The sequence below is a fragment of the Cupriavidus sp. D39 genome (assembly GCF_026627925.1).
Lineage (GTDB): Bacteria > Pseudomonadota > Gammaproteobacteria > Burkholderiales > Burkholderiaceae > Cupriavidus > Cupriavidus ulmosensis.
The window spans coordinates 69,603-88,163 of the sequence record NZ_JAPNLE010000011.1; the positions used below are offsets into that span (position 1 = coordinate 69,603).

Genomic DNA, 18,561 nt, shown 5'->3' on the forward strand with positions numbered 1-18,561 from the left:
GGATACCGGCTGTCACCATGCCTCGATCGGCCGGACTCTACATAACTGGGCACTGCACATAGGTCAATGACCAGCACGTCCGGGGTTGCATAGCGGTGCAGGCGTCGGCGCAGGGCCGAGTCGCTGTCGAGCGCGGCCAGTTCGCCGAGCATCTGGCCGGCGGTGGTGAACAGCGCGGTATGACCGTGCACCAGCGCCTGATAGGCCAGATTCAGCGCCAGCGTCGACTTGCCGACGCCGTTCGGGCCGATCAGCACGACGTTGGCTTTATCCTTGAGGAACTCGAGCGACATCAGTTCCTCAACGGTGGCCCGGTCGCAGCGCGATGGCCAGGTCCAATCGAAGTCGCACAGTGACTTGAAGTTGCCCAGACGGGCATCCCGGATGCGTCGTTCCAGCGAGCGACGGGCACGCTCTTCTTCTTCCCACTGCAGCAGCGGCGCGACCCATGGCTCGATCGCAACCTCCGGCCAGTGCGCCAGCAGTCCAACCAGGCGCAAGGCGTTCGCCCGGGCTTGCAGGTTCTCAGGCGTGGTCATCGGCCTCTCCCGTGAGTTGGTCATAGATGTCGAGCCGGTGGGGTGTCACCGGCCTGTCCTTGTGCCGGACGTGCTCGGGCAGATTGACGAGCACTGGCGGAGGCGCGTGTCGCGCCTCGCGCCGGCGTTCCAGCGCCAGACGCACTGGGTTCTGGTGTGGTGCGGCATCGCTGGCGAGCGTTTCGTCGATCGCTGCCTGCAGTTCGGCAGCGCCATAGCGGTCCAGCAGCCGCAGCAGGTGGGTGGTGATATTGCCCAGATTGCCGCCCCGTTCAGCGGCGCGCAGCATCAGCGCCTGGCTGGCCGGCACGGCTCTGGTGAGATGGTCGAGGCCGCGATGGTGGCGGGCTTCGCGTTTGCGCGCAACGAGGGCGTCAATGTGGGCGGCAATCTCGATCTGCGCGCCGCGATCGTAACTGCGCCCATGGGTGGCGAGCAGATCGGCACCATCGAGAATGCGTACCTGGCGGGGATCGGCCCGTACCGTGAGTGTGCGCTGCACATGGGTGTGCGGGATCGTGTTACGCGCAAGAGAGAAAAATGGACATCAGCCAGAGCCTTGAAAATACTGGAATCAGCAGGCTGCCTGGTGTCCATAAAGTCAGCAGAAAAAATGGACACAACGACCGTCGGAATGTCCATCTTCAGTCGCAAGTTTCGCAGCTGATTTCGAGCGAAGATGCCCGCCGCAATCTAGCGCGGCTGCAAGGGCAGGACGCTACCGCCACGCAGCGCGGCCAGTTCCTTGCGCAGGCGGAACACCTGATGCAGCAGAGCAAGTTCACGAGCCAGCGATTCGTCAAGCTGTGCCTGCAGATCCTTCGCGTCGCCCTTTGCGCGGTTCAGACGCTCGGTGAGCTCGAGCTTCGGGCGCCCGGCCACTGCGTTGGCCGCGTCGATCGCTGCGATCAGTTCGGTGAACTGTGGGCGCGACTTCTTGATGCTGCCCTTCTTGCGGCCCGCCTCGATCGCCACGGTGTCGTTGTTGATACGCGCACCCTTGCGGTTCTTCAGCCGCTCAAGGGCGGCATAGTAGTCGGTCATGGCGCCGCTCATGCTGCCTCCGGTTTGATCAGTTTCTCCTGCGCGTCAAGCAGTCGTTGAAGCACCTGCGCCTCGATCCGGTATTCGACGCTCGTCTCATCGACCGCGCGCAGCTTCGCGACCGTAACCTGCTGCGCGTTGATCACGCGCCGAAGCTTCGATGGCACGACCACGAGGTTACGGCAGTCCGATTCAAGGCAATCCAGACGCATCCAGTCGAGCGGCGTCGACTTGCACTGCTCGACACTGGCGCAGCCGCCCAGCACCGTCTCGCGGTACGCCAGCTCGCCCTTCACGAACATCCTCACCGTCTGCTCGCGTGAGTAGACCGACACAGGCGAGGCCTGCACGGCACGGCTCTGCGTCCACGCTGCGTGGCCGCCGAACAGCCGCTCGTCAGAGAACAGCACCTGCTCGGCGTATGCAAGGTACTCGGACAGGCCCTGTGCCCCGGCCCATTCCTTCGCGAAGTGGGTCTTGTCGGCGTCGATGAAGCCCTTAGGAACTGTCAAAAAATAACTTTTACAAGTGGACGTGTTTGTATAGCATGAAAGGATGGATGAAAAAGAAGCTGGAATCGCAGAGAAGTTCAAGTCATTGAGTGAGCTGTTAGATGAACAGCAGCGGCGGCTATGGGCGGCCACGGAGGCTCGCGCGTTGGGTTATGGCGGGGTAAGCATCGTTGCGCGAGCGACCGGACTGACGCGTCCGACGATCGTTGCAGGACTCAAGGAACTCGACGATGCGAAGGGGCCTGCATCGACAAAGACGCAGCGGCGTGTGAGACGAGCTGGAGCGGGGCGTCCGCGAGTGACGCACAGTAATGCAGAGCTGCGTCCGGCGTTGGAGGAACTGGTCGAACCGACCACGCGAGGCGATCCGATGTCGCCGCTGCGCTGGACGTGCAAGAGCGTGCGGATTCTGGCGTCGGAGTTGACCCGCCAAGGCCACCCAGTCAGCCATCAAAGCGTGAGTGCGTTGTTGCAAGAAGCTGGCTACAGCCTGCAGGCCAATCGCAAGACACGCGAGGGTGCCTCGCATCCGGACCGCAATGCGCAGTTCGAGCACATCGCCAAGCGTGCCCGGCAATTTCAGCGACGCGGCCAGCCCGTGATCTCGGTGGATACCAAGAAGAAGGAACTGGTCGGAGACTTCAAGAATGCCGGGCAAGAGTGGCATCCCAAGGGGCAAGCGCCCCAGGTGCGTGTGCATGACTTCCAAGACAAGGAGCTGGGCAAGGCCATTCCATATGGCGTCTATGACCTGAACGCCAACGCCGGATGGGTCAGCGTCGGTGTCGACCACGACACGCCGGAGTTTGCGGTCGAATCGATCTGCTGTTGGTGGCGACGCATGGGGCGGAAAACCTATCCCGACGCAACCGAGTTGCTGATCACCGCCGATGGAGGCGGCAGCAACAGTTCGCGCGCACGGCTGTGGAAGGTGGCGCTGCAGCGCATGGCCGATGCCACAGGGCTGAAGATATCGGTGTGTCACTTCCCGCCGGGCACCAGCAAGTGGAACAAAATCGAACACCGGATGTTCTGCCATATTACCGAGAACTGGCGCGGACACCCTCTCGTGAGCCACGAGGTGATCGTCAACCTGATCGCCGGCACAACCACCGCGAAGGGGTTGCGCGTGAAGGCTGCTTTGGACAAAAGATCCTATCTGACAGGCGTACAGGTTGACGACTCGACGATGGCGTCGCTGCATTTGAAGACCGACAAGTTCCACGGCGACTGGAACTACACACTATCTCCTGCTGCGTCGGTTCGATCCGTAAAATCATCCATCAAGTCGCGCGAAAAGTTGTAAAAGTTATTTTTTGACAGTTCCTTAGCGAATGCCGAGCCACGAGCGTAGTACATGCTCATCTCCTGCGTGACGTGCTGCAACTGACGTTTGAGCGTCGGCAGCGTCACGAGTCCGCTCCGATGGGCGTAGAGGGCCAGGGTACGGCGAAGCTGATGGCGCGTGAACGGCCACTGCTGCCCGACCGCGTACTTCGGCTCGTCTTCCCACGCGCGGTGCATGTCGACACGCTTCAGTTCAGCGATGTCCTCGACCGTGATTGTCGGGAAGACGCGCTCACGAAAGGCTTCGATATCGTTATGAACGGTACTCGCCGCCCGGTTTGCTACGTACCCCAAACGCAGCCCCATCCGGCAGAACAGCAGGTGCGAACCGTCCGTCGATTCGGCGTAGCCCTGCGCGCAGTGCGCACGGTGTGCCTCGCCCGACAGCCGTTGCGCGAGCCTGACGGCACGGGCAGCGAGCTGGCTGGTCACCCAGCATGCGCGCCTGGAACGACCGCCCGACAGCTTGGTCGTGATGCCCTCGATCGTGTAGTGCGTCACGCCATCCAGACGGGTCTCGCTCAGGCAGTTGTACGGCAGGTTCTCCGCTTCTGCCGCACGCATGCCGGTGAACGACAGGATGACAAGCTGGCATAGCCCGCCGATCGCCGCTACAAGAAACGACACAACGTAAGGGGAGTCCTTGCACCCGAAGTGCAAAGCAGTCCTCGCCAGTTCCACAGAGACGCCCGGCCTCTCTCCAGCGTACCTGCGTGCGAGGTAGTCCGACAGCATGTCAGCGACGCCCTCTGCGATGCTGAGGTCATGCTCACAGGCCGACAGGAAGTGCTGGTAGATCCGCGTCGGGATGACAGGGTGTTGTGAGTATCCAGCACGTTGCGCGAAGCGCTCGAGCAGAGGCTTGTGCAGTTGGCCCAGTGGTACGCGCAGCCCTGTGGTCCCGACGCCCAGACGGTGAAGCTTTACCAGAATCGAATGAAGGATCTGGGCCTTCGTCTCCATCCCGGTTTGCGCCGCATAGTCCAGAACAACAGCGACAGTGGACAGGCCCTCGTAGAGCGTAAGCTGACGTGCGGCGGCAAAGAACGCGAACGCCCTCAGGTGATTTGAACGAGCGTGTAGCGTACCGGACGCCGGGACCGTATCGGTAACTTCGTGCATCAGAAAGTACATCACCTGCTTCCACTGACGCGTAGTCGCCTCTGAAAGGGCGCGACTCGCGCCGTCAGGCAGGTGTCCCCTGAAATGGATGTGGGTGCGACGCAGTCCGATCGTATATGCCTGGATGTCCCAGGCGTCGTCACCAAACAGCGAAACCGCGTTTCCAGCCTTGTCGCGCGTGACGACCGTATCATCCTCGACCCGATACCAGTCGGGGCACTCAGCGATCGGTGAGATCAGCGTGTTGTTCATGCCACTCCCAATTCGTAAAGCTGGTCGAGCTTCGTCGACCAGAAAGCGTCCAGGTTCCCCTCAATATCAACGTCCTGCTCGATCTGATTGACCAGCGCGGCGTCGCGCTTACGCAGTTCATCCAGCAGGAAGTCAACGCGGCGCAGCACCGCGCCGAACGAGCTGTCGTACTGCTCGACCGATCCAGCACGCCCACTCACGAGCCTGATGCAGTGACGGCAGCCCAGCAGCTTGCGGATGTCGGTGGCGTCGGCGTGCACGCGGTACTGGTCGCAGAAGAGGCACCCTTCGGTCGAGCGGCAGTCAGGCTGCACGGTGACCGAGTCCGCGATCGGTGCAGGCTTGTGGAACCCGATGCAGATGCCCACCGCGCCCCTGATGCTGCCAGCTGGGTCGTCGCCGGGCTTCAGCACGGTCTTCTCGACCGAAGCGAGGAACGCGCCCATCTCAGCCTTGTGCGCGGCATCCGTACCGTTGGAGTACGAGCGCAGCGCCGTGACCAGCGAGTGCCCCATCAGCGTGGCTGCGACGACAGGGCCGTGGTTGCTCACCGCCCAATCCTGTTTCACCGCACGCCATTGACGTGCGCTAATGCGTGGCAGCACGATCCCGAACGTGTCGAGTCGACGGTAAAGCTGAACCAGAAACTGGGGTGAGAGACCCACTGGCTGTCGTCTCTGTGCAGAACACCCGACTACCATGAACAGTCCGTCGTAGTCTGCGTCCTGCACCAGATACTCGCGCAATGCCAGATACGCCTTGAGCTTCGGCATGAAGCCCAGCGAGACGGTGAACGTAACGTCCCTACCGCCTGCACGGTACTTGACCTCACGAAACTTCTGACGTGCAACCGACGCATCCTGCAGGCTCGCGGCAAACTCCGGGCTCCACCTCATGGCCAGCAGTTGTGCGGGGTTGACGCCCGTTTCGGCCAGAAACAGCGCGGCAAAGCAAAAGACCGCCATCGAAGCATGTGAGCGACGGATCGGTGACTGCGCGTCCTCGTTCGCCGCCGCAAAATGTTTAGCCGCACGCGTCGCGATGTCCCCCGAACGCTTAAAAGGGTTTTTAGCGCCAGCCTCCGCCATGCGCATCGTGAGTTCTTCCCGGGTGCGCGGCTCTCCCGTTTCCAGATTCCAGCCGGCCAGGCCGTGCGAGCCGTCGCCTTCGCGACGATGGTGTCTGTACGGAACAAGGCAAAGACTCTCACCTCGCGCGGTAGTCACGTGCACCGGGTACGGCTTGAAGTCGAGCACCAGCGTGCTGATGCCGCTGAAGAGCGCGTCAGCCCACGCGAGCAGGGCGGCTTGTGCCCCGGCGTCAGGCACAGCCGTCGGCACAGAAGCATCCAGTTGACGGCGTAGCACCTTCTCATCGGCGCAGAAGTCGTCGTTTCGAAATAACTCACGTAGCATCGACAACAGATAACGCTGATTGGTGCCGACGGAATTGCGCTTCAGGTTGCCCAGCGAGACCTGTTCGCGCTTCTCACGGAAGTAGCGATGAACGGCCTCCGCCGTAGCCTTCTCGTGACAAAGCGTCTGATGCAAGCCCTGCCTGTCGGCCCAGTTGACGAACTCAAGCACGACGCGCAAATACATGGAGATCGTCTCCGGGCGCCTCGTGCCAAGGGTCATACGCCCGGAAATCTGGGTCACCAGCAGGCGCACGACCCTGGCGCGTTCGCTGCTGAAGCTTGAGTGCTCGAAAGTGTGTCGCGTGCGCTGCGGACTTGACGTGTCACGCGTCAGATAGCAGATCTGACCGATATCGGAACGGCTGTTGGTGCCTTCCCACTTGAGCAGCGCGCGCTCGGGGTGCAGCAGTGTTGTGCCCTCCGCGAGCGGCATGTGCACTTCCTCGTACTGGCGACTCATGCTGCCACCGCCGTGTCGAGGGTGCGCGCAACCAGCGTCGACAGATGCGCGCCCCAGCCGTCCTGTACCGCGTCGAACAGCTTGCAATTCTCGCGGTAAGCGAGGTAGCGCTCGGTCGTAGACGGTTGTACGTGCCACATCAACTGCCGCAACTGATCGAGCGCCCGCGTGTACTTCGTCTCATTCGCTGTCATCGTGTCGACCATGTTCAGCCCGAAGGTGGCGCGCAGGTCGTGGAAGCTGAACTCGTACCTGGGGTTGCCAAGCTGCACGCGCATCACGGGCAACAGTTCGTCCCTGATGAACTGGCGCACGGCCTGCCCGGTCTTGACATGGCGGCGTACCTGCGGGCCAGCGCTGAGCGGGGCACGCGACGCGCGATCCTCGTAGAGTGGCGCACCGCGATGGCTCAAAAAGAGCGGCTGGTCGGGATGATCGCCGCCGTCTGCCAGCTGGCGACGCTTGCGAGCACGATCGCTGTGCACGTAGATGTACAGCCGCTCGTACAAACCGCGCGGCAAGTGCAACACGCCCTTGACTCCGCCCTTCGTGTCGATGCCCGTACCCGGCCCGCAGGCGAGACGGATGTCGTCGCCGTGATACCCGCCAGGCTTGCGCATCACGTGTTTCGCTCGCACGGTCAGTACCGTCTGGATACGAGCGCCTGTCAACAGCGCGAACAGATGAACGAGCGTCATCTCGGTGTTGCCGAGTGCGGCTAACGATTGGAGCAGCACCGACTGCTCGGAAGAGGACAGTGGGCGCAGGCGACCGCCGTCCTGAATGTGATCGTCCCACGGGTCTTCGGCGCGCCGACCACTGATCGACAGGTCGGTAGTCTTGACCTCGACCGCGCGGCTGAAGCCCTTCTGGTCCTTGAACTCGATGAAACGGCCAGATTCGACCCACGGCGCGTTTGCGGGCCTGAAGCCTGCTTCGGCCATGAGCCAGCGATAGAAACGCACCACGGCACCCATACGACGCCTGGCAACGCCCGGAGACAGTTCGCCTGCCTGCACAGCCAGCCTGATCGAGGCGCTGTAGCGGTAGGTGGGCCGTTGCCGTTTGTTCGCGGGGAACATCAGCCAGTCGACGTCCTCGTCATCGAGATAACGACGGAACGCCACCAGGTCGTCTGCGATGCTGGCGAACGTCAGCATGTTTGGCGACGACTTCGACTCCATCATATCAATGAGCCAGACGTTTGCCTCAGCCCACGGCGCGCCGTCAGCGAGCCGGACAACGGGAAAGAGAGGGAAAGTGCCTGCGATCCACTGCGGGCGGGCGTCGCGTCGCCTGCCGGTGTCAGGGTCTGCGAGTGGGACCGTGTGATAGATAGTGCCGCCCTCGGAGGCGGTGATGCTGACCGGCGTCGCACCGGGTGTGTCGCGGTCAACGACCTCGGTCAGCGGCAGTTGCCGGATGGTCGTTCGTCTTGCTGTCATCGTGCAGATCCTCTGCTGTGTTTGTGCGGGTGTCCGCTTTAACACAGCCTGCGAGTATCCGGAAATCGTTCTTCACTTGCGCATATCGTGTAGTCGTTCAGGTCGAAGCGCACGTACGGCGTCTTGCCGACCTTCACGGCCAGTTGCAGTTCGCACGGGTACGGATTCTCCGGCAACGCGAGCAGACTGGGCTGTTCGCGGGCGAAGGCTTCGCGCACACTGATCGTGGGCTCTTCCCGGCAGGGGCGATCGGCGGCGGCACCTGCGCACCAGAGCGCAGCCTGAGCGTTGAGATCGTCGAGATCGACGAATTTGCGCGCGGCAAAGAAGCTATCCCGTACAAACCTGATTGCTCTTTCGACGCGCCCCTTCTCGTTGCCCCGAGCGACCGCCACGGGGCGGGGCTCGTAGCGATGATGCGCAGCAAACGCGAGCAGCGTCGGGTGGAAGCGGATCGCATCCCCTTGGCGCTCAAGGACTGCGCTCTTCAGGTTGTCGTAGAGCAGGACCCTGGGCAAGCCGGACCAGGCTTCGAAGGCCCCGGCATGGCCGGCCAGGAAGCTGTCCATGCGGGCATCGAGGAAGAAGCGCAGATAGACCTGCCGCGACCACGACAGCACCATCACGAAGGCCATCAGCGGCCGGCGAGCGCGGCCGATCTGCAGATGACCGAAGTGAGCCCAGTCGACCTGTCCCTGTTCGCCTAATCAGAAGCACGTGGTAATAAGAAGGAAATGGCCTGCCTCCCGGCGTTTTCTGGGCGGCAGGCGGCACGACCTTCTCATTATCTGGACAGTGCCAAGTTCTTCTACGCTGCCCGCTGCATGGGTGGCCAATCGTGGAGGGGACCGTCTTGGCGCCTATATTTGTCGAGGATTTTCGTGAGGCCTGGTACCGAACTGCAAGTCGCGAAAAATGTTGGCAGGCCTGAGCGCAGGGCGTTTGCCACGACCAGTTCCGATGGAGGCATCGCGACATTCATGGTGCGCAGCCAACTCCAAAATCCATGCCAAACCTTCGCTGTGTGGTTTATGGCCAGGTGCAGCAGGAGTCCCTGTGCGACGGCGCCGAGCTGCACATAGGCATGGAAGGCGCGCATCTTTCGGCGCACGCCATCGCGGTACTCTTGTGATTCTCGGTGCAGATACTGGTCGCCACTGCCGCGGCGCAGCGGCTTCATGCCGGCCATCCAAAAGTGATAGGCATATGCACCCAGCACATGCACCGCTTGACGAAACCCCAATTCGATTTTGAAACGGTAGCCGTAAAGCGACAGAATCTGCAATGGTTCAAGTGTCAAGTCGGTACAGAGCAGGAAAATTGTGCCTCGCTGGGGATGGTGAACGATCACGAAACGCACCAACCGGCCAACGGGTCGCCACATCAAATTCAGCGCGCGATACCGCAGCGTCACGTTGCTGTCGCCGTAGACTGGACTTGGTGCGCTGGTGAAGGCGCCTTCGTCGCTGGCCAGGTCCTTGAGGCGCACCTTGCTCCCATAGATGGCAGGGCGTCCCTTGCCTCGTCGCTCAGGCTGAGCAGCAGGCAGATAGGCTACCGCATTGCTTTTGGCGCGCGAAATCAGGTGATGCCCAGCTGCCAAAAGAGGGGCAATAACCTTGGCGCTGGCGTAATATGCATCGGCAACAAGCAGCACCTGGCGATCCATGTCAGTGGCCACACGCTTGAGCAATTTCACCAACTTATCAAGCAGCGTGGACGAGTCACGATTGGAGAACACCAGCCCTTCGTGAATGCGCGAGGTCAGCGGCACTGCTGCCACTTGCCCCGCTGCGGAGTGCACCAACAAAGATATCGCCTGTAGCGAATGACCCATGATGTACTCGGGCTTGGTGTTCGAAGCCGACTGCTGATGTAACAACTTCACGCCCGGCATGCGTTTGCCCTCCTTGGGTGCCTTGATGCCGTCGGCAAGCAGAACCACGCGCGAGCCGATCTCGAACGGCTGAAACAGCTTGAGGCACAGGCGAGACCAGCAAGCAGTCAGCACATCCAAGTCCAAAGCGTCGCTATGAAACAGGTGCAGAAAGCGGTGATATGCCGCATCGCCGAAGTTGAGTAGACGCACAAAGCTGGTGACCCCTGCATTGTCGCTGCGACAGCAAAGACCGACCAGAGTAAGCAGCATCCAGAGAAACGTTCGTGCACGAGAACAGGCGGGGCGAAGCTCAGCAACGGCGGCGAGCCAGTGGGACCAAAGAGTCATCAGAAAGTTTTTTGATAATTATCCGATAGCACTATAATACTATCGGTAAAATCTGAAAAACTTTTGTCACACGAAACCGTGGAAGTTCAAGTCATGAGCACTCGTCGCGAAGCAACGTTGGAAAAGCAGATAGAGAAGACCAAACAACAATTGGTCGAGATAGGCGACATGCGTCCGGGCACACTGTCAACGCAGTACAACGTATGCGGCAAAGCGGGGTGCCGTTGCAAGGCAACGCCGCCGCAAAAGCATGGTCCCTATTACCAGGTCAGCTATACGCGCAAGGGGAAGAGCGGCAGCAAATTCGTGAAGAAGGAGGATTTGCCAGAGGTGCGCCGTCAACTGAAAAACTTTGAGCGCATGAAGATCCTGTTGGATCGCTGGATCGACCTATCGATGGAGTTGTCAACTTTGCGGCTGGCCAAAACCGGGGACTGAGCTACCGGAAGAACTTGGCACTGTCCAGTTATAAAACTTCGTCTCCCGAATCTCGAAAGTCTGCTCACGTAGATCGACATCGCCGAGCACCAGACGCGCGATCTCACCCCCCGAAGACCGGCACAGTACGCCAGCACGAGCATTGTGAAGAGGGTGACAGGACGCCACGGAGCCTTCGGCGAGGGATACAACAGCGCCGTCTGCAGAATGCGCTGTATCTCGTCGTCCGTGTAGAGATAGGGAACTCGCTGCTGCTGCCGAGCCGCACGAGCTACCCCATCGCCGATGGGCAAAACCGGCACCCGCGGGTCAAGCCGGTGCATCGCTTTAGACACGATGCGGCCGGTGCTTCGAGCTTCAAACAAGTGGTACGGTGACGGTTCTTCCTGGCTCCAATTCTCAATGAGTTCGGCCAACGTAAGCCCGGCCAGCTCAGGATGACATTGCAAGAAGCGATCGAAGCGCAGCAGCCCTTGCTCTTCGGTACGATAGCGATAGCCGAGGACGTGCATGTGTGTAACATGCTCATCCATCAATAGTCCGAGGAAACTTCGAAAGCGAGGAAGCCGTCGCTGCTTCTGAAGCGCTGCCTTGCTATCCTCACTGACGAGGGCTCGAACAATCGGTGTGGTGCGCGGACCGTACTGCCGATGTAATTCGGCGAATGGATTTGACGCGATGAGTCCCTGATCGTGCAGCCACTGAACATATCGCTCGATCAGGAGGGTTCGGTGATAGAGGATGTGTGCCTGCCACTTGAGACTGTGTTCCTTCAGCCATTGCTGCACGATGGAGACGTCCGGTGAAGTAATCGCGCCGCGGTTCGTGAGAAAGCTGTTGAAGTTGCAGAGGAGGTTCGCATAGTTCTTGTGCGTGGCAGGATGGCGAAATCGTTGCGCCTGCAAAAATTGCTCGACGGATGCTGCATCGATGGACGGGAAGTGAGTCATGGCAAAATTCCTCCTGGCAGATCAAGTCCGATGGTTCGCAGATCCTCGGTCGCGAGCTTCAGATACTCTGCGGTCGCGGCAGCAGACGTGTGGCCCAACACGTCGCCGATGATCTTGAGCGGTACTCCAGATCGGAGCAGGCTCACGGCGCGTGCGTGGCGGAAGGCGTGAGGGCCTTTCCTTCCTAGCGGCGTGACTCCAGCCGCCCTCAGACGAGCGCTCGTGACACAGTTGAGGATCGATCCGTTCTTGAACGGGCGGTGCGGCGCCTGGATGCGTAGGAATAACTCCCGATGTATGCTTGACGGGCGCGCCTTCTCCACGTATCGGAGCACGGCTTCGCCCGGTTCGCGTAGCAATGGAAGCTCGGAGTAGGTTCCTGTCTTTGAGTGGCGCACGCGAAGAATGTCCCGCCTCCAGTCGATGTCGTCCAGGCGCAAATTGACGACCTCTGCAGCACGTAATCCGTAAGTCGACAACAGGATCAAGATGGCGTAGTCGCGCAGACCAACTGGCGAGAGATCCTTCCGAGTCACCTCCAGAACGCGCTGCACTTCCTCTGTCCGAAGGGCGACCGGAATATCTTCGTGCTCATAGATGTGCGGCCCAATCACGGTGCTCGCGAGATCGACGGCCGTGCAGCCCGTGCGCCATAAGTGGCGAAGGAAATCACGGAGGCAGGCGGTTCGATCTTCGATGGAACTGCGCCGCAATCCGTCACAACATTGCTTCAAGTACGCGTCAAGATCGCAAACGCCCAGATCAGCAAGACCCTGGTGGTCTGCTCGCTGCCCGAGTGACGTCAGGAATTGCAGCGCATGCTTGGTGCGCTTGGCTCGTGTCAGTGGGTGCAGTCCACGCAGGTCGCGCAACCACGCATCGTAGTCCTTGACGATGTCGCGATGAAAGACTTCGAGCGCGGTGCACGGTGGATCCGGAACTGGCCATGTTCCATGCACAAGACGCATCATCATATTGATGGCACCGGTGTATCGATGTCGCCACGTCTGAAACGGTGGCAACTTGCTGTACCGTCTCTGTGCGAGCCGATATTGCCCACGCAAGAACCGCGTGACCTGCCCCGAACGAACGGTTTCGATCGATAGTCCATTACGGTTGCAGTAATCCAGTAACTGACGTACGCGAGCTGGATACCACCGCTGGATGCGTAGGGAGTATCCCTCGTCCCTAAGGTGAGCCAGCAGTTTCTGAATCAACATCTCATCAGTTGATGACGGAGCGGACATGGGAACCTCCTCGGAGAAGACCAAACCTGAGGATGCCACTTGCCCATAATGAAAAGCAGAATCGCGAAAAGATACGAACTGTCCTGGGACTCGGCAGTGTCCTTCCGATTACGGGATTCTTCGTATTAGGCGAGTAATCGAAAGCTTGCGATTACTCACCGGGCAGCGTACGCAGCCGCAGATAGGCCTCGGGAACGGAACGCGGCCGGTGCCGTGAGATCAGGTGCCGGAAGTGGTGGGCATTGCCCCGGTAGCCACGTTCGGTGACCATCGCATACAGGCGGCTAGCCGTAAGCGATGGAAACCTCTTCAGCGTCTCATGGATGAACGGCAGGTAAGCATCGATTTGCGAGGGCCGCAGCACGGCACCGATCCGGGGCAATCCGGCCTGGGCCAGCACGCGTTGGACAGTGCCGCGGTGCACATGCAGTTGGCGCGCGATGGTGCCGGCGCGCCACTTCTCGACATGGTAGTAGCGCAGGATTTGCGCTTCGAGTTCGGGTCCAATGGTCATGGGTCGCATCCTGTCGTAGGAACTTCAAGGAAGACCCGACGGCGCAATGGCCCAAGGCGTACGAAGCCAGAACAGACGCCGTGGCAGAAGTGGCAATGTTCAGGAACCCGTGCGGCAGTAGCGGATGTCGATGCGTTGGCCGGCGTCGTCGAAGTCAGCGGCAGTAGAGCATTGGCGGCTGGCACCACGGAACCGTGATGCGTCACTTTCTTCTGGCGGTTGCGATAGCGGCGCATCCGCTCGGCATGCGCAAAGCGGCCTTGACGGCTGCGCTGGTAGCGCCGGCCAGCCTCGCTCAGGCTGGCCTGGCGTGACACCTCGGAGCAGTCGCCGTCGCAATAGATTTGGCCGCGGTCGCAACGGCGGCAAACGATGACCTGCGCCCGGCAGCGAGCGCACACAAAGAGGCGGCCCGTGGCCAGCATCGGCAATCCCTGTCAATGCCGAAACGGTATCGACGGGGCGGGCGGGCCATGCCATACTGGACCGGCACCCGTGCCCCGTGCGCGCGTGGGGCTCGACATCGGAGTGAACCTGGCAGTTTGTGCCGGTGTCGGGCCTGTTTCTTCGGCGGTAAGCTGTTCTTCTACCGCATCCCGACTTCTGCGTCATCCCTTCACGAAGCGAGCCATACCGGGAGCGTCTGCACTCGCCCTCCGGGCTCCTTCCGACGCTCCCGGTACCGCCCCTCAATGCCGTCGGCAACAAACACTAATCAGCTCCACAGAACGGGAATCGTTTCGCCTTTCTGATCGATGCCGCCGTCTAGTGTCGGATTTGGACCGCCGTTCACACCCGGTACAGATCGACGCGCCCGAACTCGGTCTCGGCCAAGTAGATGACCAGATAGCGATGCGGATTGAGCGTGCGGGTGATGTGGCGCAGCGCGGCGGTCTTGCCCACGCCGGGCTCGCCGGTGAGCAGGCCGATGCCGGGGCTGGTCAGCAGCCACTGGAAGCGCTCAGTCAACTGGGCGAGCGCACCGTCGTCCCACAGTTCGGTCGAATCCTTGTCCAGCAGCGCACGACGCAGGCCGAAGTGTTGTCGGTACATGTCATGCCTCCGGTGCGTAGTGGCGCTGGTGAACGAGCTCGATCAGATTGGGCCCCGGCGAGGCAGGTTCGCCGGTCGCCGGTTCCGACAGGGGCTTGCGACGCCGGCGGGTGAGGTTTGCAACGGCGTCGAGTTCGGTGGCGGCGCCCAGCGGCTGTCCGGATTCGCTCTCGACCCGCCTGACCGTCGCGGTATGCGGATCGACGACGAGCTGCACGGTCTGGCCGGTCAGCTCGTACGGGACCTCGAAGCGCTTGCCCTGGAACGACACCGTGCCATCGCGACGCACGTGGCGCGCGACGCGATGCAGGAACAGCTCATCGAGTTGCGCGGCCAGCGAGCCCAGCGAGCGGATCCTGGGCAGGTCCTGCTGATAGCGGGCCAGCGGCGTTTGGTTATCGAGCGCGCTGTGTGGGTTGCGGTGATAGACCTGCTCGACCCAGGCCCACAGGCGGGCGTTCAGGTCGGCCAGGTCGCGCAGATGGGTGATGTCGAGCTCGGCGAGGAACTGCTCGCGTAGGGTCCGGTGCCAGCGTTCCAACTTCCCCTTGCCTTCTGGTGCGTATGGCCGGCAATAGACCAGTCGGATCGACAGGCGTGCGCAGATGCCCTGCAGGGTCGAAGCGCGATACGCTGCGCCGTTGTCGAGCGGGCGCAGGCGGCCGCCATCCTGAATGCGATCGTCCCACGGGTCCTCTGCGCGCCGACCACTGATCGACAGGTCGGTGGTCTTGACCTCGATCACGCTGCTGAAGCCCTTCTGGTCCTTGAACTCGATGAAACGGTCAGATTCTACCCACGGCGCGTTCGCGGGCCTGAAGCCTGCTTCGGTGATGAGCCAGCGATAGAAGCGCACCACGGCGCCCATACGACGCCTGGCGACGCCCGGAGACAGTTCGCCTGCCTGCACGGCCAGCCTGATCGAGGCGCTATAGCGGTAGGTCGGACGTTGCCGCTTGTTCGCGGGGAACGCCAGCCAGTCGATGCCTTCGTCATCCAGATAGCGACGGAACGCCACCAGGTCGTCAGCGATGCCGGCGAACGTCAGCATGTTCGGCGACGACTTCGACTCCATCATATCGATGAGCCAGACGTTCGCCTCAGCCCACGGCGCGCCGTCAGCGAGACGGACAACAGGAAAGAGAGGGAAGGTGTCTGCGATCCACTGCGGGCGTGCGTCGCGTCGCCTGCCGGTATCGGGGTCTGCGAGCGGAACGGTGTGATAGATGGTGCCGCCCTCGTGCGTGGTGATGCTGACCGGCGTCGCGCCGGGAGTGTCGCGGTCAACGACCTCGGTCAGTGGCAGTTGCCGGATGGTAGTTCGTCTTGCGGTCATCGCGCAGATTCTCGTGCTGTGTTTGTGGGGATGTCCGCTTTAACACAGCCTGCAAGTATCAGGAAATCGTTCTCGACTTGCGCATAGCCCATGCGTCTGAAGCAGGCGGTGCACCGCGCAGCGCGAGAGCGAGTCGCGCGGCACAACGCCGCTGGCCTCGAGCAGCAGGCGAATCTGGCGAATCGAGCGGCGCGGGTTCTCGCGCTTGGCGGCCAGCACCGCGGTTTGCACCGGCTCGGGCAGCTTGGAGCGGCCGGTATCGGTGCGGGGCTTGTCGGCCAGCCCCGCGATGCCCTCGCGCCGCCAGGCGTAGTACCAGGCCTGCAGGGTCTTCTCGCCGATGTGGCGCCGGCGCGAGCCGGGGATCGCATACTCCTGGCGGGCCAGTTGCCGCAGGAGCTGCTGCAGCTCGCCGCGGCCCAGCTTCTCGCGGCTGACCAGCGGGCCCAGCACGGACAGGCGAAACAGTGCCTTCGGATCGATGTCATTCATGAACGTTCCTCGTAAAAAGGGAAACGCCATGAGACCTGCAATCCGAATCCGGCGGCAGTGGGCAAAGTGTGTGGAGTCCCGGTGCCAATGCGAATTGGCCCATCGCGGCCCGCGTTGGAGTCAATTGATCACGGGACATCCTGGTCGTCGTGATCGAGCCAGGCCATTGCCTCACACAACGGCATTCGCGCGAAGCAGGTGAGCCAGAACGTGGTGGAATCGGCGGCGCGGCCCAGTTCGGCAAAGCGGCTGCGCAGATGGAACATGAAGGTCGCGCCGTGCGCCTGGAGCCAGTGCCACCAGCGCCGCACGGTGTGGTAGCTCAGCGCGAACACGGCGGCCACGCGGCGCAGCGATGCGCCGATGAGCAGGAGCAGCAGGACTTGCTGCTGCAGTGCCCAGTCGTACCAGCGGCGTGGGCAGATGCACAGCGGCAGGCGCGAGCAGGTGCGGCGGCACGTTGGGCAACGAAAGCGTGGAACCGGTGCCGGATTGAGCGAGCCGTCCTCACCGCGGTCGGCCTTGCGGTGGTAGCAGCCATGGCACCACAGACAGGCGCCACCGCAATGGATGCAGACCTTGGGCCGGTACGACTGCGGGGTGGCACGAACGGCGCGAAGATGTTGTTCGAGAGTGGGAAACGCGAATACAATCCGATGCATAGGCCAGTCTGTTCTGATGTTCGTACGAGGTCCGGAAACGTCGCACGATATCAGAGGAGTACTGGCCTTCTTTACGCCCGTCGTGTCTCGCGATGGTCAAGGCGATGTTCCTAAACTCGCTCTTGCCGAAACCGCGACAAACACCCCTCGCCAAACCTCAAAATTGGCGGGACGTAACACATGTCTGCAAGATGGAAACGCTGCGCGAGGCGTATGCGCTGGCCAGAAGGAATAACGGCGCTCCGGGTATCGACGGGGTGACGTTCGAGGTCATCGAGGCGCAAGGCGTAGAGGCGTTCCTTGAGCAGATACAGGGCGAACTGATCGAGCGCACCTACATACCGCTACGAGCACGGCGGCAGGAGATACCGAAGGACGGGGGCAAGGTCCGCGTCCTATCGATTCCCGCTATCCGTGACCGGGTGGTTCAAGGCGCGCTCAAGCTCCTACTGGAGCCGATCTTCGAAGCAGACTTCCAACCGGGGTCGTTTGGCTATCGTCCCAAGCGCACCGCGCATAAAGCGGTGCATCGGGTGGCGACGGCGATCGTTCAGCGGAAGACCCGAGTCATCGATCTGGATTTGCGCGCCTACTTTGACACGGTTCGGCATCACCTACTGCTTGAAAAGGTGGCGCGACGAGTCAATGACGACGAGGTCATGCGTTTGCTGAAGTTGATGCTGACGGCGTCGGGTAAACAAGGCGTTCCGCAAGGCGGGGTGATTTCGCCGTTGCTCAGTAACATCTATCTCACTGAGGTGGATCGGATGCTGGAGCGCGCGAAAGAAGCCACGCGCAACGGGAAGTATAACTACGTCGAGTATGCCCGCTTCGCTGACGATCTGGTCGTGCTGATCGACGCCCATCCGCGCAATGCGTGGTTGCTGGGTGCGGTGAGCAAGCGACTTCGGGAAGAGTTTGCCAAGCTACAAGTCGAGATCAACGAAGAGAAGAGTTGCACCGTGGAATTGGACTGCGGGGAGAGCTTTGGCTTTCTCGGATTTGACTTCCGTCGACTCCGCAGTATGAAGAAGCAGGTGTGGCGGGCGCACTATACGTCGAAGTTGAAGAAACGCACGGCGTTGCTGCGCAAGCTCAAGGAGGTGTTCCGGCGATACCAGTCGCAGCCAGTGGATCGGGTGGTGCAACTGATCAATCCGGTTCTGCGCGGTTGGGTGAATTACTTCGCCGTCGGACACGCCAGCGAGTGTTTTAGCTTCGTAAAAGACTGGGTCGAAAAGAAGGTCAGACGCCATCTGGGGCGATCCCGGAATCGCCGGGGCTTCGGCTGGACGAGGTGGAGTAGGCGCTGGCTCTACGACGAACTGAGGCTGTTTAACGGCTACCGCGTTCGTCGTGGACCATCGACGAAAGCGTCTCCGGCATGATAGGTCCCATAAACCTTGAAATGAAGCAAGCAGGAAAGCGTAGTGCGATATGTGGTGTTGGCTCAAATGTGGTCTTGCGGGGACAGGACGAGGTTCGTCAGCGGTGTATGCCTGTT

General features: G+C 61.3%; 17 protein-coding genes and 4 pseudogenes. 3 read left to right on the forward strand and 18 right to left on the reverse strand.

Annotation, left to right across the window (positions count from 1 at the left end; genetic code table 11):
* Positions 1-11 precede the first annotated feature (11 nt).
* The 5 genes and pseudogenes from OMK73_RS37360 to OMK73_RS37380 all read right to left on the reverse strand — a co-directional run.
* Positions 12-539 (reverse strand): annotated as a pseudogene (locus OMK73_RS37360) (ATP-binding protein); the annotation flags it as partial.
* On the reverse strand, positions 526-849 hold the full coding sequence (locus OMK73_RS37365; RefSeq protein WP_267600164.1) for a hypothetical protein: 324 nt from the start codon (positions 847-849) through the stop codon (positions 526-528). The gene OMK73_RS37365 and the pseudogene OMK73_RS37360, both read right to left, overlap by 14 nt.
* A 141-nt stretch (positions 850-990) precedes the next feature.
* Positions 991-1,041: pseudogene (locus tag OMK73_RS39540) on the reverse strand (hypothetical protein); the annotation flags it as partial.
* 191 nt (positions 1,042-1,232) lie between these two features.
* Entirely contained in the window at positions 1,233-1,595 is a 363-nt protein-coding gene (locus OMK73_RS37375; protein WP_267600166.1) for a hypothetical protein, read from the reverse strand.
* The gene (locus OMK73_RS37380; protein WP_267606725.1) at positions 1,592-2,095 is read right to left on the reverse strand and encodes a hypothetical protein; all 504 of its coding nucleotides are present in this window, start codon (positions 2,093-2,095) and stop codon (positions 1,592-1,594) included. The genes OMK73_RS37375 and OMK73_RS37380 overlap by 4 nt, the downstream gene beginning before the upstream one ends.
* A 43-nt stretch (positions 2,096-2,138) precedes the next feature.
* Between OMK73_RS37380 and OMK73_RS37385 the strand changes: the two genes are divergently transcribed.
* Positions 2,139-3,401: an ISAzo13 family transposase gene (locus OMK73_RS37385; RefSeq protein ID WP_267606726.1), complete on the forward strand. Its 1,263-nt coding sequence runs from the start codon at positions 2,139-2,141 to the stop codon at positions 3,399-3,401.
* On the opposite strand, the gene OMK73_RS37390 is transcribed toward OMK73_RS37385, so the two are convergent.
* From OMK73_RS37390 to OMK73_RS37410, 5 genes and pseudogenes are all read right to left on the reverse strand, one after another.
* Positions 3,332-4,816 carry an integrase gene (locus tag OMK73_RS37390; protein WP_267606727.1) on the reverse strand — a complete coding sequence of 495 codons (1,485 nt, stop codon included), beginning with the start codon at positions 4,814-4,816 and terminating at the stop codon, positions 3,332-3,334. The two genes, OMK73_RS37385 and OMK73_RS37390, sit on opposite strands and share 70 nt — an antisense overlap.
* Complete coding sequence (locus OMK73_RS37395; protein ID WP_267600168.1) at positions 4,813-6,693, reverse strand: integrase; 1,881 nt, start codon at positions 6,691-6,693, stop codon at positions 4,813-4,815. The genes OMK73_RS37390 and OMK73_RS37395 overlap by 4 nt, the downstream gene beginning before the upstream one ends.
* The gene (locus OMK73_RS37400; protein WP_267606728.1) at positions 6,690-8,183 is read right to left on the reverse strand and encodes a site-specific integrase; all 1,494 of its coding nucleotides are present in this window, start codon (positions 8,181-8,183) and stop codon (positions 6,690-6,692) included. Before OMK73_RS37400 ends, OMK73_RS37395 begins: the two co-directional genes overlap by 4 nt.
* Positions 8,184-8,221: 38 nt before the next feature.
* Positions 8,222-8,842: pseudogene (istA, locus tag OMK73_RS37405) on the reverse strand (IS21 family transposase); the annotation flags it as partial.
* 104 nt (positions 8,843-8,946) lie between these two features.
* Positions 8,947-10,365 (reverse strand): transposase, encoded by a 1,419-nt coding sequence (locus OMK73_RS37410; RefSeq protein WP_267606677.1) that lies wholly within the window; start codon positions 10,363-10,365, stop codon positions 8,947-8,949.
* Positions 10,366-10,458: 93 nt separating this feature from the next.
* On the opposite strand from OMK73_RS37410, the gene OMK73_RS37415 reads away from it, so the two are divergent.
* A complete protein-coding gene (locus tag OMK73_RS37415; protein ID WP_267606678.1) occupies positions 10,459-10,803 on the forward strand; it encodes a DUF6788 family protein in 345 nt (114 codons plus the stop codon).
* Here the strand turns inward: OMK73_RS37415 and OMK73_RS37420 are convergent.
* The 8 genes and pseudogenes from OMK73_RS37420 to OMK73_RS37455 form a co-directional block, all read right to left on the reverse strand.
* Entirely contained in the window at positions 10,704-11,753 is a 1,050-nt protein-coding gene (locus tag OMK73_RS37420) for a hypothetical protein (RefSeq protein WP_267606729.1), read from the reverse strand. The two genes, OMK73_RS37415 and OMK73_RS37420, sit on opposite strands and share 100 nt — an antisense overlap.
* Entirely contained in the window at positions 11,750-13,000 is a 1,251-nt protein-coding gene (locus tag OMK73_RS37425) for a site-specific integrase (RefSeq protein ID WP_267606730.1), read from the reverse strand. The genes OMK73_RS37420 and OMK73_RS37425 overlap by 4 nt, the downstream gene beginning before the upstream one ends.
* A gap of 151 nt (positions 13,001-13,151) precedes the next feature.
* Positions 13,152-13,514, reverse strand: coding sequence for a transposase (locus OMK73_RS37430; protein ID WP_267606731.1), 363 nt, complete (start codon positions 13,512-13,514; stop codon positions 13,152-13,154).
* Positions 13,511-13,939: a hypothetical protein gene (locus OMK73_RS37435; protein ID WP_267606732.1), complete on the reverse strand. Its 429-nt coding sequence runs from the start codon at positions 13,937-13,939 to the stop codon at positions 13,511-13,513. The genes OMK73_RS37430 and OMK73_RS37435 overlap by 4 nt, the downstream gene beginning before the upstream one ends.
* Before the next feature lie 364 nt (positions 13,940-14,303).
* Positions 14,304-14,567, reverse strand: a complete 264-nt coding sequence (locus OMK73_RS37440; RefSeq protein WP_267606733.1) for an AAA family ATPase — start codon at positions 14,565-14,567, stop codon at positions 14,304-14,306.
* Position 14,568: 1 nt separating this feature from the next.
* Positions 14,569-15,903: an integrase core domain-containing protein gene (locus tag OMK73_RS37445; RefSeq protein ID WP_267606734.1), complete on the reverse strand. Its 1,335-nt coding sequence runs from the start codon at positions 15,901-15,903 to the stop codon at positions 14,569-14,571.
* 57 nt (positions 15,904-15,960) lie between these two features.
* Positions 15,961-16,395, reverse strand: a pseudogene (locus OMK73_RS37450) (helix-turn-helix domain-containing protein); the annotation flags it as partial.
* A 128-nt stretch (positions 16,396-16,523) separates the two neighbouring features.
* Positions 16,524-17,057 (reverse strand): DUF6431 domain-containing protein, encoded by a 534-nt coding sequence (locus OMK73_RS37455; RefSeq protein ID WP_267606736.1) that lies wholly within the window; start codon positions 17,055-17,057, stop codon positions 16,524-16,526.
* A gap of 191 nt (positions 17,058-17,248) precedes the next feature.
* On the opposite strand from OMK73_RS37455, the gene ltrA reads away from it, so the two are divergent.
* Positions 17,249-18,445, forward strand: coding sequence for a group II intron reverse transcriptase/maturase (ltrA, locus tag OMK73_RS37460; RefSeq protein WP_267606737.1), 1,197 nt, complete (start codon positions 17,249-17,251; stop codon positions 18,443-18,445).
* Positions 18,446-18,561 lie beyond the last annotated feature (116 nt).

Bases quoted from the DNA above. Each gene is read 5' to 3' on its own strand.
- OMK73_RS37375 (WP_267600166.1), bottom strand. From the start codon at position 1,595: ATGAGCGGCGCCATGACCGACTACTATGCCGCCCTTGAGCGGCTGAAG.
- OMK73_RS37445 (WP_267606734.1), bottom strand. From the start codon at position 15,903: ATGACCGCAAGACGAACTACCATCCGGCAACTGCCACTGACCGAGGTC.
- OMK73_RS37415 (WP_267606678.1), top strand. From the start codon at position 10,459: ATGAGCACTCGTCGCGAAGCAACGTTGGAAAAGCAGATAGAGAAGACC.
- OMK73_RS37410 (WP_267606677.1), bottom strand. From the start codon at position 10,365: ATGACTCTTTGGTCCCACTGGCTCGCCGCCGTTGCTGAGCTTCGCCCC.
- OMK73_RS37440 (WP_267606733.1), bottom strand. From the start codon at position 14,567: ATGTACCGACAACACTTCGGCCTGCGTCGTGCGCTGCTGGACAAGGAT.
- OMK73_RS37385 (WP_267606726.1), top strand. From the start codon at position 2,139: ATGGATGAAAAAGAAGCTGGAATCGCAGAGAAGTTCAAGTCATTGAGT.
- ltrA (WP_267606737.1), top strand. From the start codon at position 17,249: ATGGAAACGCTGCGCGAGGCGTATGCGCTGGCCAGAAGGAATAACGGC.
- OMK73_RS37425 (WP_267606730.1), bottom strand. From the start codon at position 13,000: ATGTCCGCTCCGTCATCAACTGATGAGATGTTGATTCAGAAACTGCTG.
- OMK73_RS37455 (WP_267606736.1), bottom strand. From the start codon at position 17,057: ATGCATCGGATTGTATTCGCGTTTCCCACTCTCGAACAACATCTTCGC.
- OMK73_RS37435 (WP_267606732.1), bottom strand. From the start codon at position 13,939: ATGCTGGCCACGGGCCGCCTCTTTGTGTGCGCTCGCTGCCGGGCGCAG.
- OMK73_RS37420 (WP_267606729.1), bottom strand. From the start codon at position 11,753: ATGACTCACTTCCCGTCCATCGATGCAGCATCCGTCGAGCAATTTTTG.
- OMK73_RS37395 (WP_267600168.1), bottom strand. From the start codon at position 6,693: ATGAGTCGCCAGTACGAGGAAGTGCACATGCCGCTCGCGGAGGGCACA.
- OMK73_RS37430 (WP_267606731.1), bottom strand. From the start codon at position 13,514: ATGACCATTGGACCCGAACTCGAAGCGCAAATCCTGCGCTACTACCAT.
- OMK73_RS37390 (WP_267606727.1), bottom strand. From the start codon at position 4,816: ATGAACAACACGCTGATCTCACCGATCGCTGAGTGCCCCGACTGGTAT.